This window comes from Acetobacter fabarum, from assembly GCF_029069195.1.
GTDB lineage: Bacteria > Pseudomonadota > Alphaproteobacteria > Acetobacterales > Acetobacteraceae > Acetobacter > Acetobacter fabarum_A.
The window spans coordinates 31710-45286 of sequence record NZ_JARDYK010000011.1 but is presented as its reverse complement, the minus strand read 5'-3'; the positions used below and the strand labels follow the sequence as shown (position 1 = coordinate 45286).

Below are 13577 nucleotides of genomic sequence, written 5' to 3'. Positions count from 1 at the left end.
ATATCGTGCCGGTGGTGGCGTTGCTACAGTCTGCTCCCGCATTCATCATGCACGGAGATACAGCAATCAAGAGGGCGATTCTCCATGAACACTACCCCCGGCACCCCGGATGCACTTTTGTGGAAGCTGACACATCTTGCCGCGGATGTTGAAGACAAGGCTTCTGAAGATACGGCGGTTTCCTTCGATCTGAAGGAAATTGTGCAGGTTTTACAGGATATCAAAAACGCATTGCCTGCGGATAATGAATGGTCGCTCTACCTTACGCCGGGCATTATCTGGTCCACGGTCTGGAGCTTGTACCAAAACGCGCTTGAGCTTGGCGGCTATCAGAACCGGGATGCGATTGTACAGCTTGTCAGGGATGCGGTGGAAAGCCTGAAAAATGCTCTGCTGGGCACGGCGACAACCGCAGGCGTGCGCACCATTGGTATGGAAAACCCAGTGGAGCCAGAGGCACTTATAGCGGGCTAATGCGCGGGGTGTGATCGCCCCATGTGGTGCATGGCCACCCTGACTATGTAAACACGGGAACTGGCGGTTTACAAAAAGCGCAATTTTTTAAGGAAAACAATAACATAACAAGGCGGTTGGTGGAGCTGAGGGGAATCGAACCCCTGACCTCCTCATTGCGAACGAGGCGCTCTCCCATCTGAGCTACAGCCCCGCCTGATCTGTCAGGCAGTGGTTTACAGGGCTTACGATTTTTCTGTCAAGTTGTATTGTAGGGCGTATAACCCCAGAGTGGCCCTGCCGGGCCTGAATCGCAAGGAGCTGGTTTTATATCGTGTTTGTGTTTTCGCTCTTCATGGTGCTGACGCGGATACTGGAGATTTACTGCTGGATTCTCCTTATATCCTGTATTTTTGTTAATCTGTATGCGTTTGGCATACTCGACAGCCGCAACCGGCTTGTCTGGAAAATTGGCATGTTCCTGGAGCGGTTGACCGAACCGGTTCTGGCTCCCGTCCGGCGGGTGCTGCCAACACCGGGAGGGGTCGATTTTAGCCCCATGGTGGTGCTGCTGGGTATTCAGTACGTCATTCAGCCCTTGCTGGCCGACGTGTTCAGCGCACTGATCATGCACTAGGGGCGTTAATACAAAAAAACCGCCAGACCGTGCAGGCTGGCGGTTTTTTTAATCGATAATCCGCCAAAGCTCAGTGATGAGCTTCCGGAGTGCCGTCTTTTTCAATGTGGGTCAGCGTGTAGCTGCTCATAATGATAACCGGCACCAGGAACGCCACAAGCGCCACGCCTATTACAGCGGTGTTGCCGCCGAGCAGGTAAGCGATCAGGTCAATACCCAGAAGTGTTACACACAGATAAATGCCCATTCCAAAAACCCTTTTGTAGCCTGTAGGCAGGAGCTGCTGGTGTTCTGGCGCGGAATGCCTACTGTGCAGAACCTGCCGGATTCATTCACAAATCTGACAGCGTCACACTACTCCTTTGGTTTTGGGGGTCAACAGCTATCTGCTGCATGGCGTTGTGGCATTTTTCGGGCGGTTCGGTCTGCCGGGAGGGGGATCAGCGCCGAATCGCGGGGAGGTTTATGCTTCAGCATTCCGGTTTTTTGTGGGGGGAGATATCAAGAGACAGAATGGCAAGCCATGGCAGAGGCCATAAAAAAGGCAGGGGGGCATGCCAGAGCAAGGCCAGCGCACCAAGCATGGCACCACCGGCAAATCCAATCCAGGAAAGACCGGGCAGCAGAATGGCTCCCGCAGGGAGTGCCGCCCCTGTGCTGGCTCCGCAGCGCAGGGCCACGGCGCTGGCCAGAGCCGATGCGCATTTGAGCATGTTGCTGGTGATGACCACGGTCTGGATTGCATTGCCGGAGAAGCGGGCAATGCTCTCCCCCTGAACTGCCATAAGAGCGGGAAGCAGGACAAGCTCGGCCAGTCGGGCATGTGCCCCAGATTGTGCTGCCTGCACAACCAGCAGGAAAAGTGCTATAAGTCCTATGCCGTTGGCGGCCCCCCAGCGCAGGCGTACAAGACTGGCCAGAAAACCCGCGCTAAAAAAAATGGCGAGCACACCGGCCAGCAGCACGGCGTAGTGCCAGTCGGCATGTGCCAGTGCGGCGGAAAGATGCGTGGTGTTACCAGTCATGGCCGAAGCAAACAGGCCTCCCAGGTGGGCAAAGCTGAGCGCATCGATGTGACCAGCCAGAATGCCAAGAACCAGAATGCGGCGGGCGGATACGGCTACGGGAGTGGCAGGGGCATCTGGCATTTCGGGGCTTGTTGTGCGTTCAGGCTGAAGGCGGGACTGTACTGTGCCCCAGAGGGCAGAATGCTGCAAACATCACCTGACCGGAGGGAGTTCTGCCAGATGCGTGCAAGGGTTATGCCGGAGGTTGACGCTGGAGTGTGCTCAATGGAAAAACAGGTCTTTAAAAACCATAATGCTGCCACCAGATACCGGTATAAAGGACGCAGGCCCTGAATGGAGGGCCGGTTTGGGAATGGAAAAGAGAGAAGCGTATGAAACTGCATCGCGTGATGACTCTGGGACTGACAGGCCTTATGGCCGCAACAGTGGGCGCAACCGTTGTACGGGCCGAACCGGGTGGGTGCCTTAAATACGGCGCAGCAGGTGCGGTTGGCGGGCATCTGGCCGACCATACCATGCTGGGCGCTACCGCCGGGTGTGTAACGGGTATGTACCGCAGGCATGAATATCGTAAGGAAGCCCGGAACAAAGCCAAACTGTATGATCAGGAACACCCCGGCGCAAAAGGCACATACGAGCAGAAAGCCACAGCTTATGATGTGGAACATTCCACGGCTCCGGGTAGTGCTGCGGCTCCCTCCAATGCCCAGCCCGGTACCGCCAAGCCACAGCAGCCTGCCAGCCAGCAGGGGGCGGAACGCCTGTAACCGGGCCTGATGGCCTGCCTGCTTTCAGGTTTCCGGCGTGGATGCAGGCGGAGTATGCCGGGAGGAGAGCGTACGTACGGTATCGAGCACAAACCCCGTTACGTACAGCATGATGCGTTCAAACTCCTCCTGCACATCTTCAAAGGTCAAAAGCTGGTGGCGGAGCAGGATGTGCATGATCTGGGTATGGCAAGCCATATCCGGGTTTGTGTCCAGCCATTCTGTTTCGTTCAGGCGCCGGGCATTGGCCTGACAGACGTTGAGCAGTACGATTTCCAGCGCAATATGCCCGCCCATCACCCGTCCGAGTGGCTGGCTCGGGTTGTAAATGGTGGGGATAAGCGTTTCGGCGTTATAGGTTTCCTTGCATTGTTCATAATGAATTGAATAATACAGGTATTCCGCAAAGGTGATTTTTGTATAAATACCAGTATCGCGCGCCGTTGCCTTGAGAAAATTTTTATAAAGATTGGCGCTGACTTCAAACGGGATTGTACCGTTCAGGTCGGCGAAGCGTTTTGCTACGCTGAGAATACTGGAAACCCGCAACTGTGCCCCTTTGAACGCGCGCAGGGTTATGGCCAGCAGTTCTTCCTGATTGATGCTATGGATAATTGTACGGAATTTCTGGTTATGGTCGTGGGTGAGCTCCACAAATTTATCGTAAAATTTGGCTTTGGTGAGAATAAAAGGCCCGGAAAGTTGGCTGTTGGGCATGGTTTTGCTTTAAAGAATAAGGGATGAAACAGGTAGGGTTTTAAAAACGCGGTGTATCATGACGTGCCTTTGAATCCTTATTTGGAAAGGTTATGCTTAAAATACACTCAGCCTCTTTTGCACAAAAAATGTAAATTTCTGGTTAAAAATTACCTTTAGTGACGGTATAAAATCTTTGTTTGGCACCGTGATCAAAAACGGACCAGCTCCGTTGTGTGATTTTACGGGCTGTTTGTGCATATTTTACGCATGCCGGAAAAGACCGGCATAAAATCCGGTCCATGTCGGTTCTATGCCGCAGGAGCGTTTTAAAAGGTCTGGTGCAGGCGCATGGTTTTTCCGTCCTGTGTATGGAGTACCAGAGTGCCCTCCTCCATGCTCCAGGACTGCACAGTGTGCAACAGCCCCAGAAACAGAGTGGAAACATGGCCATGCGCCCCCGGGCAGGCCATGAGTGTGCTCATGCCCGCCTGTGGTGCCAGACTGACCTTGCCATCAGGGCCAAACACAAGGCCACCGGCATAACGGTTGCAGCCATCCGACCCGGAGACCTTGCCGCTGTCGTTAATATCGAGCGTGGGGGTAAACATGTCTGCAGCCGGGTTGGGGTTTTCGTCCGTGGCGCTGTCATGCGTGTCGGGCAGAATATTGCCGTTGTGCAGTGTATGGCCATCAAGCTGTGTGGCAATCCAGCGTGTGGCGTTCAGCTGTGCGGGGGGGACACTGTTGCCGCCGCAACCGTTAAGCGTTTGCTCCTTGGTGGTAATGCGCACGCTTTGTGTGAACATCTGCCCGCTCATGCTGTCCTGGCAGGGGGTGGACGTTATGGCCACGGCCAGATCCGGGGCTTCGTAATGGCGGGTGTTGCCACGGGTATAGGTCCGGGTGATCATGCGGGTCAGGCGTGGGCCGTCCGGTGTGCTCAGGGCCAGTGTACCCGCTGCCATGCTGAAGTTCCAGAATGGTTCATTCCCACGGGCTTCATACACGCCGTTGCCCGTGTCGGGCGAGCCTGGCTGCTGTGGTTGCGCGGCACACCCGGCAGCAAGGCTCAGGGCGCAGGAAGCCAGAAGGGAACGAATATGCGGCAGGGCCATGGCATGGCTCCTCATTTTATTGCGGACCGTATGCAGTATGGCCCTTTGGTGTGTGGGCACAACGGCTTTCTTGCCCATGGCTGGTGGGAGCAGGTGGGTAGCTGCGTGTATAAAGTACGGTCCGGGCCTGTTCCACCGGGTATTGGGGGATTAAAAGCAGAGTATGATTATTCAGGGTTACAAGTACTTTTGCGATATGCCTGAAGATGCGCGTTACCTGCGCAACGCCCAGCCGGATGAACGGTTTATTGAAGAGAATATGGTGTTCATCCTGCCAGACCGTCTGCGCAAGTTCCGCAGGCATTTGTGGCATGTGCGCCGCAACCCCGGCCCGGTGCATGTTTATGTACCGCTGTTCCGTGTGAATACGCTTGTTGCATCAGACCCGCTGCCTGCGGGGTATGGTGCCGTGCAGGATGTGTATCCGTTTTACACGCACACCACGCGCAGGCGGGCACTCGATTATTATGTGCTGTTTCTTTTCAGGGACAAGGATTCCTACGTCCGGTGTCAGGCTGCGCTTTCCTCGGGCGGTCAGGGCTGACCTGCTCCGTGTTCATGACCGTGTGAGCAGGTGGGCCGCCGCCATGATAGCCCCCTGGGCAGAGGAAAAAATGGTGCCGGAATCGGCCAGAACCGTTGCAATCATCAGGTTAACGGGCAGGCCAAAATCTTCCACCGTCATGTTGTGCGCATCCACCAGTGTTGCGCGGTTATCCAGCATGACCGTGCTCATGCTCGCTCCACTGGCCAGTACACGTTCAGGGTAGGCAGCCATGGGGGTGGCTGTGCTGGCATAGCCAAAAACAGGCAGGCCGAGCGCGTGGGCATACCCTATTTCAAATGCGGTGCCATCATCCACATTGGGGCCACGGAAGGGGGAAAGATCGGCAATAATGGCCCGGCTCTGGCGGATCAGGCCCATATTGGCGCGTGCTATGGCTGCGGCATAGGCGGTGGGGCCAGCATGGGCCTGCGGGTCGAGTGCCGCATCCAGCGGATACAGGCCGCGCAGGCCCGCGCGTGCGCAGGTTGCCACCAGTTGCGCCCCCTGTGCGTGGGCATCCAGCGCAAAGACGCCTGGCCCGGCCAGGTATACGGCAGGTCCTGGTGTGGCGTTCTGGTCTGGCCGGGTGCCTGCCTGATTCTGGGGCATGGTGTGGGGTCCTGCTGGTGGTGGGCAAAGTGGCATGGTTGTCAGATTTTGTGTGCGCTGTCAGGTATAAAGGTGGTCAGGACAGCCGGCGTGGCGGGCAGGCTGGAGGCGCTCGCACTCCGGCAATGGGGATGTGCTTTTTTTGTCTGTGGGGTATGGCGCAAAAGCGCGGTATCCTGTGCACAAATAATCTGGCCATACCAGAGCGGGAGCCGTCCAGACCATGCTGCATAGTTTTCAGTCCACCCGGGGGATGGTTACATCCCCGCACCATCTGGCCAGCCAGAGCGGTCTGGCTATTCTTAAAAAAGGTGGCACGGCGCTGGAGGCGGTAACCGCCATGGCCGCAACCCTGTGTGCTGTTTATCCGCACATGACCGGCATGGGGGGAGATGCGTTCTGGCTGGTCTCCTACCCTGATGGCCGGACCGAGGTGCTGGAAGCCTGCGGCGCCGCAGCCCTGCAGAGCAGTGCGCAAGACTACGCAGCCGCAGGCCATACCAGCGTGCCCTGGCGTGGGGGTATGGCGGCCAACACCATGGCGGGCACGGTTTCGGGCTGGCAGGCTGCACTTGGGCGGAGTGCGGCGCTCCAGCCAGCCTTGCCGCTGGATGCCGTGCTGGAAGATGCCATCTGGTACGCCCGCAACGGTTACGCCCTGACCGCGAGTGAGGCCTGCCTGCTGGCGGAAAAACGGGCCGAACTCCTAGGTAATGCCGCTTTTGCCGCCGCATACGCTCCACAGGGGCGCCTGCCTCAGGCTGGGGATATACGCAAAAATCCGGCTCTGGCGGAAACCCTGCAAAGTCTGGTGCGCCACGGGTTGGGCAGTTTTTATACAGGCGATGTCGGCCGCAGGCTGCTGGCTGACCTGACCCATGCAGGCAGTCCCCTGCGCGCTCAGGACTTTACCCACCACACGGTGGCAACGCCTGCGCCCCTGCATGCCCGCGTGGCGGGTGCACAGGTCTATAATACTCCCCCGCCAACTCAGGGCGTGGCTTCGCTTGCCATTCTCAAGCTGTTTGGAAAACTCAACGTGCGGGAGGTGGATGGTTTTGCCTATGTGCACGCACTGGTCGAGGCCACCAAGCATGCTTTTCTGTTCCGGAATGCGCATGTGGGTGACCCGCGCTGGATGAGTGAGGACGCGCAGGGTTTTCTGGATGATACGGCCCGCTTTAACGCCATGGCGGCCTGCATAGACCCTCACCATGCCATGCCGTGGCCCGCCCCAGAGCAGATGGGGGACACGACCTGGATGGGGGCTGTGGATACCCGGGGGGTGGCGGTCAGTATGATCCAGAGCCTGTATTTTGAATTCGGGTCCGGTGTGTTCCTGCCCCAGACCGGGCTGCTCTGGCAGAATCGTGGTGCGTCCTTCGTGCTGGAGGAAGGGGGGTGGAACGCCTTTGCGCCCGGCCGCAAGCCGTTCCATACCCTCAACCCCGCTCTGGCCCGGTTTGATGATGGACGGGTCATGGTTTACGGCACCATGGGGGGAGAAGGCCAGCCGCAGACACAGGCGGCTCTGTTTACGCGTTATGCCATGTTTGGTGTGCCCTTGCAGCAGGCCATTACCGCGCCACGCTGGCTGCTGGGGCGCACATGGGGCAGTCACAGCCATTCGCTCAAAATGGAAAGCCGGTTTGACGCGGGGGTAATCACCCGGCTGGAGCAGGCTGGGCACGCGGTAGAGCGCGTGGCCCCCTTTACCAGCATGATGGGCCATGCCGGGGCTGTGGTGCGCCACGCCAGCGGCCTGTTCGAAGGGGCGGCAGACCCCCGGAGCGATGGGTGTGTTGGAGCCTACTAGGCTCGGACTCATAACCAGAGCATGCCGGTTGTAGCAAGACAGATAGCCCGGAAGAACCGTGGAGCATCTGTGCCGTAGCGCGTGGCGACACGCCCCCCGTTCTGGGGGGCTGTGTGGCGGTGGGGTCAGGGGGAAGGGATGCTCTTTTTGGCGGCATGCAGGGTTTTGCCGAGCTGTTCCGTATCCAGTGCGTTTTCCCATCGGGCAATGACAATGGTCGCCACGGCGTTGCCTACAAGGTTGGTGAGCGAGCGGCACTCGGACATAAACCGGTCAATTCCCAGTATGAGCGCCATCCCCCCGACCGGCACACTCGGGACAACGGACAGGGTGGCTGCCAGTGTAATAAAGCCAGCCCCCGTAACCCCTGCAGCCCCTTTGGAGCTGACCATGGCTACAAGCAGAAGGGCGAGCTGTTCGCCAAAGCCCAGATGCACGTCTGTTGCCTGCGCAATAAACAGTGCTGCAAGGGTCATGTAGATATTGGTGCCATCAAGGTTGAAGGAATAGCCCATAGGCACCACCAGCCCCACAATGCCCGGTTTGCACCCGGCCTGCTCAAGCTTGCTGATAAGCCCGGGCAAGGCTGATTCGGACGAACTGGTGCCCAGCACAATCAGCAGTTCTTCCTTGAGGAATACCAGCAGCCGCAGGATGCTGAAGCCCGCCAGCCGGGCCACAACCCCCAGAATAACCAGAACAAACACGCCAGCGGTAAAGTAAAAGGTCAGCACCAGCCCCAGCAAATGCACAATGGAGCCAAGGCCAAACCTGCCCACGGTAAATGCCATGGCCCCAAATGCGCCAACCGGTGCCAGATACATAACCAGCCGGACCACACCAAACACCATTTCCGTCAGACTGCGGAACAGGTTCAGCACGTTTTCTCCCGCCTGCCCCATCTGCGCCATGCTGATGCCAAACAGAATGGCCACCAGAAGCACCTGCAGGATCTCGCCCGAGGTAAAGGCTCCCGCCGTGGTGGAGGGAATGATCTGGAGCAGGAAGTCGGTAAAGGAATGGCCGTGCGCTGCCTGTACAAATTGCGCGACCGAAGCACTGTCCAGACTTTGCGGATGGATGTGCATGCCAGCACCGGGGCGCACGATATTGGCTACCACCATGCCTACTGCCAGCGCCAGTGTGGAAAAGCATAAAAAATACAGCATGGCCTTACCTGCCACACGGCCGGTCTGTTTAAGGTCCGCCATGCCGGCAATGCCAGTGCTGACGGTCAGGAAGATAACCGGCGCAATGACCATTTTGATCAGCTTTACAAACCCGTCTCCCAACGGTTTGAGCAGTGTTGCAACAGAGGGGAACAGAGCGCCGACAAGAATACCTGCTGCCACGGCTGCGAGAACCTGAAGATAAAGGAACCGCTGGTGTGAGCTGGAAAGGGGGGTGGTAGAGGGAAGCACGCTGGTTATCTTTCTGTTTTTATTGTTTTTGTTTGAGCGTCCGCAATGGGCGTTGGCGAAAGTTATTCTGTTATATCAAGCCTCTCGATGTAAGCTGGGGGTAGGCTACTCCCACCTGTTGCGGTTTGGAAAGGGTTGCCCCTCTATCCGGGGCATGAAAAAAACAACACTGTTGTGTGTTTGCTTCCGCGCCCGGGCTTATGGCGGATATGTCCGATGCGTTTATCGCCCTGCCCGGTGGCATCCCCCGCAGGAAACAAAATGGATTGCGCAGGATGAGCGCTGCATTTGTGTCAACGCTACATAAATGGGGCGCGAACAAGACTATAGAACTGATGTAAAAGAAATTTTTGTTTCACAATTTCTTAACGCAATCTGAATAAAAAGAGTTTTATCTTGCGGCCATCTTTTTCTGCGCAGGGTGCTTTTATGTCAGATACAATGCTGAGTTCTCCGGTTGGGGGACGTCCGAATATGCGTAAAGGGGAGCATCAGGCTTTCCGCATGTTCTTTTTGGGAGTGATTGCAGCAGCTCTGGCGTTTGTTGGTTACAGCGTGCTGGCCGACCTGCACGCTGTTGGTACCAGTGGCATAGCAACCGGGGCCTTCGCCCTGCTGGCTCTGGCGTTGCTTATTGCTCTGGGCTTTGAATTCGTGAACGGTTTTCACGATACGGCCAATGCGGTCGCAACTGTTATTTATACCAATAGCCTGCCCCCGCTGGTTGCGGTGGTCTGGTCGGGGATGTGGAACCTGCTTGGGGTTCTGACCTCTTCGGGTGCCGTGGCATATAGCGTTGTAACGCTGCTGCCGGTGGAACTGATCCTGCAGGTTGGCAGTGGCGCTGGCCATGCCATGATCTTTGCCCTGCTGCTGTCCGCCATTGTGTGGAACCTGGCAACATGGGCACTTGGTATTCCCAACAGCTCGTCCCACGCTCTGGTAGGCTCCATTCTGGGGGTGGGCCTTGCAAACCAGCTTATGTCGCCATCAGGCACCGCCCTGTATGGCGTGGACTGGATGCAGGTCAAAAAGGTGTTTTCAGCCCTGCTGTTCAGCCCCCTGTGTGGTTTTATTCTTGCCGCTGGCCTGTTTATGGTGCTGCGCGTTGTGGTGCGTAACGCCGCCCTCTACCGTGCGCCTGAAGGCGATGCCCCGCCCCCCCTGTGGATCCGTGGCCTGCTGATTGGCACCTGCACGGGCGTTTCCTTCTTCCACGGCAGCAATGACGGGCAGAAAGGCATGGGCCTGATCATGCTGATCCTGATCGGTGCGGCTCCTACCGCCTACGCTCTGAACCGCGCCATGCCCGACAGCATGATGCCCGGCTTTGTGGAAACCGCACAGCAGGCTACCCATGTGTTTGACGTGCATGCCCAGCCCATGCTCAAGCAGCCCACGGCGGAAGAAGCCCGCGCTCAGGTTACAGATGCGCTGCGTATCAAATCCGTAGCCCGCCCCGAAGTGTATGCCGCCCTGTCCGTGCTGTCGGCGGATATTGCACAGGCCGTAAGCGGTTATCATTCCCTGCACGAAATTCCCGCAGCAACCGTGCCCAACGTGCGTACTGACATGTATCTGGTGGCGGAAGCCATTCATAACATGGGCAAGGGAACAACCTTTAGCGCAGAGGAAGACAGTGAACTGGCCAAGTTCATGAAGCAGCTTAATGCAGGCACCCGCTTTATTCCTGTGTGGGTTAAAATTGCGGTTGCCGTTGCTCTGGGCCTTGGCACCATGGTCGGCTGGAAGCGCATTGTTGTGACCGTGGGTGAAAAAATTGGCAAAAGCCACCTGACCTATGCTCAGGGCGCGTCCGCCGAGTTTGTCGCCATGGGCACTATTGGTCTGGCCGAAGGGTATGGTCTGCCGGTTTCCACCACGCATATCCTCTCCAGCGGCGTTGCTGGCACAATGGCCGCCGGTGGTGGTGGCTTGCAGTGGGGCACTCTGCGCGCCATGGGTATGGCATGGATTACCACCCTGCCTGCCGCTATGCTGATCAGCGGCATACTGTATGTGGTGTTCCGCCACATTTTCTAAAAAACCTCCGCTCTGGCCTGGCGTATGACCACGCCAGACACTGTTTCTCCCAAACTGCGAAGGCAAGATCATGTCTGATGCCAATGTGAACAGCCTTTCTGCCGCCGAGCGTGAACGCGAGCGTATCCGGCAGGAGATCATTGATGATCTGGATGAAGAGATCGAACTCGAATTGCAGGAAGAGGGACTGGGGGGTGATGCCTCTGTGTCTGACCGCAGCTTCCGCCACACCTATTTTAGCGAACTGGTCCGCCTGCAGGGCGAACTGGTGCGTTTGCAGGACTGGGTAAAGGAAACCGGCCACCGCCTGGTGGTGCTGTTTGAAGGGCGCGATGCCGCAGGCAAGGGGGGTGCGATCAAGCGTATTACCCAGCGGCTTAACCCGCGCATCTGCCGCGTGGCTGCGCTGCCTGCTCCCACAGACCGCGAAAAAACGCAGTGGTACTTCCAGCGTTATGTAGCCCAGCTTCCTGCTGCGGGTGAGATCGTTCTGTTTGACCGGAGCTGGTACAACCGCGCCGGTGTGGAACGGGTCATGGGGTTCTGCTCGGATGAGGAATACGAGGAGTTCTTCCGTTCCGTGCCCGAGTTTGAGCGCATGCTGGTCCGTAGTGGCGTCCAGCTTGTCAAATACTGGTTCTCCATCACGGATGACGAGCAGGAAGCCCGCTTCCGTGCCCGGATAGAAGACCCGCTCAAACAGTGGAAGCTCAGCCCGATGGATCTGGAGAGCCGCCGCAGGTGGGAATCCTATACCAAGGCCAAGGAAACCATGCTCGAGCGCTCCAGCATTGCCGAAGCCCCGTGGTGGGTTGTGCAGGCCGTGGACAAAAAACGCGCGCGGCTGAACTGCATCAACCATCTTCTGGCGCAGGTGCCTTATCAGGCTGTGTCTCACCCTGAGGTTGCGCTACCTCCGCGTGTGCACCATGCGGACTATGAACGCCTGCCTACGCCTGAAAGCATGATTATTCCTGAAATCTACTAAGAGTGTTCAAAAACCCTCCCCGCCCTGCGGGGAGGACCTGAAGCGGTTTTCCACGGCTTCAATCAAGGCACGCCCGCTGGCCTCGTCCCGTTTGGGGGCGGTAAAATGCGGTCCAAGCTTTACACTGTAGCGCATGGGCAGGGGAGGGCGTTTTAAAAACGGCCACCCCTGTGACAGATAGGGCGATGTTGTATTTATCAGCACCACCTGTACGTCCGAGCGTGTGCGCTGGGCAATGGCGGCAAAGCCGGGCTGTATGGGGCCGGGCTCGGCTCCTGCCCGTGAACGTGTCCCTTCGGGGAACAGCAGAAGCTGGCAGTCTTCACGCAGGGTCTGGGAGGCCGGACCAATAATCCTGAGCAACGTATCGTGCCGCACATAACCTGCGGTGCGCAGGGTGCTGCCCAGTACTCCACGCTCCCATATGGAGGCTTTGGTCACACATACCATGTGGGGCAGGGCCGAGGCCAGAAGCAGGCAGTCCAGCCGGGAGGGATGGTTGGCAACCAGCACAAGGTTCCGGCGCTGGGCAATGGTGGCCAGTTCCGCCATGTCGCAGTCCAGAATACCGGCGGCATGCAGGTAACGCACGGCCACTTTTGCCATGGAGCACAACCAGCGCCGGGCAATGCGTCTGCGGCGCGCCCCCTCGGGCATGGTATGGCGCAGCACGAACGACCCCGCATCCAGCACCACAAAAACCCCCCCTGTTACCAGCAGGGAGGTATAAAAGCGCGCCGAGGCACTTAGAGCGGAGGGGAACATCGGCATGAGGGGACGGAACAGACCTGCAGGAATACGTAACGGAAGCCAGGGCGGAGGGCAGATCAGGGGGCGGGGGTATCCGCCGCCATGATCTGGCGCAGGCTTGCGGCCATACTGGCCTGATCAGCCTGTGCGTCTATGGTGCCCCGGTAGCGCGTCTGCGGGTCCATCACCACAAACCGGGGGGACATGCGCATGGCATAGTCCCATTCCGGGTCGCTCATTTTTTCAATGGGTGCATGGTATTCCTTTGCCAGATCAGCCAGAGCGAAGGGGGCAGCCGTGCCCGTTACCACGCGGGGGCTTATGTTCTCACCGTACTGGCGCAGGCGTTCGGCGTCATCACGGTCGGGGTCCAGACTTACAAAAATAATGACCATCCTGCGTTTGCCCGGATCAACCTCATCCATGGCGGCAGACATGGTGTGCAGGGCAGGGGTACATGCGTCCTGCCCGCAATGGGTGGCTCCGAACAGCACGAGCATCCACCGGCCCTGAAAGCTTTTGTCCGTCATGGTGCCGGTTGTGGCGTCCATCAGGCGGAAGGAGCCACCCACAGGGTTGCCGTAGGAATTAAGGCTAATGCTGTGCTTGAGTGCAAGCTTGGTGGCCAGCAAGCTGCCCCCCCCGGCAAGAGCCAGAATACCCACACTGATCAGGGCGATGCGTTTTCCTGCTGGTGTCATGGG

15 protein-coding genes and 1 tRNA gene are annotated in these 13577 nt (G+C 57.9%); 7 read left to right on the top strand and 9 right to left on the bottom strand.

Annotation, left to right across the window (positions count from 1 at the left end; translation table 11 throughout):
* Positions 1 to 84: 84 nt before the first annotated feature.
* A complete protein-coding gene (locus PY793_RS11770) occupies positions 85 to 474 on the top strand; it encodes a hypothetical protein (RefSeq protein WP_275178206.1) in 390 nt (129 codons plus the stop codon).
* Between the two features lie 117 nt (positions 475 to 591).
* On the opposite strand, the gene PY793_RS11765 is transcribed toward PY793_RS11770, so the two are convergent.
* A tRNA-Ala gene (locus tag PY793_RS11765) sits at positions 592 to 667 on the bottom strand.
* A 120-nt stretch (positions 668 to 787) separates the two neighbouring features.
* Between PY793_RS11765 and PY793_RS11760 the strand changes: the two genes are divergently transcribed.
* Entirely contained in the window at positions 788 to 1090 is a 303-nt protein-coding gene (locus PY793_RS11760; protein WP_275178205.1) for a YggT family protein, read from the top strand.
* 70 nt (positions 1091 to 1160) lie between these two features.
* Here the strand turns inward: PY793_RS11760 and PY793_RS11755 are convergent, their stop codons facing one another.
* Together PY793_RS11755 and PY793_RS11750 are read right to left on the bottom strand one after the other, a co-directional pair.
* The gene (locus tag PY793_RS11755) at positions 1161 to 1337 is read right to left on the bottom strand and encodes a hypothetical protein (protein WP_275178204.1); all 177 of its coding nucleotides are present in this window, start codon (positions 1335 to 1337) and stop codon (positions 1161 to 1163) included.
* A gap of 223 nt (positions 1338 to 1560) precedes the next feature.
* Complete coding sequence (locus tag PY793_RS11750; RefSeq protein ID WP_275178203.1) at positions 1561 to 2307, bottom strand: YoaK family protein; 747 nt, start codon at positions 2305 to 2307, stop codon at positions 1561 to 1563.
* 182 nt (positions 2308 to 2489) lie between these two features.
* Between PY793_RS11750 and PY793_RS11745 the strand changes: the two genes are divergently transcribed.
* Positions 2490 to 2885 carry a hypothetical protein gene (locus PY793_RS11745; RefSeq protein ID WP_408744705.1) on the top strand — a complete coding sequence of 132 codons (396 nt, stop codon included), beginning with the start codon at positions 2490 to 2492 and terminating at the stop codon, positions 2883 to 2885.
* A 24-nt stretch (positions 2886 to 2909) separates the two neighbouring features.
* Here PY793_RS11745 and PY793_RS11740 read toward each other — a convergent pair whose 3' ends face one another.
* Together PY793_RS11740 and PY793_RS11735 are read right to left on the bottom strand one after the other, a co-directional pair.
* Entirely contained in the window at positions 2910 to 3602 is a 693-nt protein-coding gene (locus PY793_RS11740) for a hypothetical protein (RefSeq protein WP_275178202.1), read from the bottom strand.
* A 308-nt stretch (positions 3603 to 3910) separates the two neighbouring features.
* A complete protein-coding gene (locus PY793_RS11735) occupies positions 3911 to 4699 on the bottom strand; it encodes an META domain-containing protein (RefSeq protein WP_275178201.1) in 789 nt (262 codons plus the stop codon).
* A 163-nt stretch (positions 4700 to 4862) separates the two neighbouring features.
* On the opposite strand from PY793_RS11735, the gene PY793_RS11730 reads away from it, so the two are divergent.
* Positions 4863 to 5243: a hypothetical protein gene (locus tag PY793_RS11730; protein ID WP_275178200.1), complete on the top strand. Its 381-nt coding sequence runs from the start codon at positions 4863 to 4865 to the stop codon at positions 5241 to 5243.
* A gap of 12 nt (positions 5244 to 5255) precedes the next feature.
* Here the strand turns inward: PY793_RS11730 and PY793_RS11725 are convergent, their stop codons facing one another.
* Positions 5256 to 5855, bottom strand: a complete 600-nt coding sequence (locus PY793_RS11725) for a nucleoside 2-deoxyribosyltransferase (RefSeq protein ID WP_275178199.1) — start codon at positions 5853 to 5855, stop codon at positions 5256 to 5258.
* A gap of 223 nt (positions 5856 to 6078) precedes the next feature.
* On the opposite strand from PY793_RS11725, the gene PY793_RS11720 reads away from it, so the two are divergent.
* Complete coding sequence (locus tag PY793_RS11720) at positions 6079 to 7671, top strand: gamma-glutamyltransferase family protein (protein ID WP_275178198.1); 1593 nt, start codon at positions 6079 to 6081, stop codon at positions 7669 to 7671.
* 125 nt (positions 7672 to 7796) lie between these two features.
* On the opposite strand, the gene PY793_RS11715 is transcribed toward PY793_RS11720, so the two are convergent.
* Positions 7797 to 9092: a dicarboxylate/amino acid:cation symporter gene (locus PY793_RS11715; RefSeq protein WP_275178197.1), complete on the bottom strand. Its 1296-nt coding sequence runs from the start codon at positions 9090 to 9092 to the stop codon at positions 7797 to 7799.
* A 429-nt stretch (positions 9093 to 9521) separates the two neighbouring features.
* Here PY793_RS11715 and PY793_RS11710 point away from each other — a divergent pair, with 429 nt between their 5' ends.
* Entirely contained in the window at positions 9522 to 11135 is a 1614-nt protein-coding gene (locus tag PY793_RS11710) for an inorganic phosphate transporter (RefSeq protein WP_275178196.1), read from the top strand.
* A 70-nt stretch (positions 11136 to 11205) separates the two neighbouring features.
* A complete protein-coding gene (gene ppk2, locus PY793_RS11705) occupies positions 11206 to 12123 on the top strand; it encodes a polyphosphate kinase 2 (protein WP_275178195.1) in 918 nt (305 codons plus the stop codon).
* 6 nt (positions 12124 to 12129) lie between these two features.
* Here ppk2 and PY793_RS11700 read toward each other — a convergent pair whose 3' ends face one another.
* Positions 12130 to 12894 carry a lysophospholipid acyltransferase family protein gene (locus PY793_RS11700; protein WP_275178194.1) on the bottom strand — a complete coding sequence of 255 codons (765 nt, stop codon included), beginning with the start codon at positions 12892 to 12894 and terminating at the stop codon, positions 12130 to 12132.
* A 56-nt stretch (positions 12895 to 12950) separates the two neighbouring features.
* Positions 12951 to 13574, bottom strand: coding sequence for an SCO family protein (locus PY793_RS11695; protein ID WP_275178193.1), 624 nt, complete (start codon positions 13572 to 13574; stop codon positions 12951 to 12953).
* Positions 13575 to 13577 lie beyond the last annotated feature (3 nt).

Coding starts and splice junctions, on each gene's coding strand:
- ppk2 (WP_275178195.1), top strand. CDS start 11,206: ATGTCTGATGCCAATGTGAACAGCCTTTCTGCCGCCGAGCGTGAACGC.
- PY793_RS11695 (WP_275178193.1), bottom strand. CDS start 13,574: ATGACACCAGCAGGAAAACGCATCGCCCTGATCAGTGTGGGTATTCTG.
- PY793_RS11755 (WP_275178204.1), bottom strand. CDS start 1,337: ATGGGCATTTATCTGTGTGTAACACTTCTGGGTATTGACCTGATCGCT.
- PY793_RS11730 (WP_275178200.1), top strand. CDS start 4,863: ATGATTATTCAGGGTTACAAGTACTTTTGCGATATGCCTGAAGATGCG.
- PY793_RS11725 (WP_275178199.1), bottom strand. CDS start 5,855: ATGCCCCAGAATCAGGCAGGCACCCGGCCAGACCAGAACGCCACACCA.
- PY793_RS11735 (WP_275178201.1), bottom strand. CDS start 4,699: ATGGCCCTGCCGCATATTCGTTCCCTTCTGGCTTCCTGCGCCCTGAGC.
- PY793_RS11710 (WP_275178196.1), top strand. CDS start 9,522: ATGTCAGATACAATGCTGAGTTCTCCGGTTGGGGGACGTCCGAATATG.
- PY793_RS11745 (WP_408744705.1), top strand. CDS start 2,490: ATGAAACTGCATCGCGTGATGACTCTGGGACTGACAGGCCTTATGGCC.
- PY793_RS11700 (WP_275178194.1), bottom strand. CDS start 12,894: ATGCCGATGTTCCCCTCCGCTCTAAGTGCCTCGGCGCGCTTTTATACC.
- PY793_RS11770 (WP_275178206.1), top strand. CDS start 85: ATGAACACTACCCCCGGCACCCCGGATGCACTTTTGTGGAAGCTGACA.
- PY793_RS11740 (WP_275178202.1), bottom strand. CDS start 3,602: ATGCCCAACAGCCAACTTTCCGGGCCTTTTATTCTCACCAAAGCCAAA.
- PY793_RS11720 (WP_275178198.1), top strand. CDS start 6,079: ATGCTGCATAGTTTTCAGTCCACCCGGGGGATGGTTACATCCCCGCAC.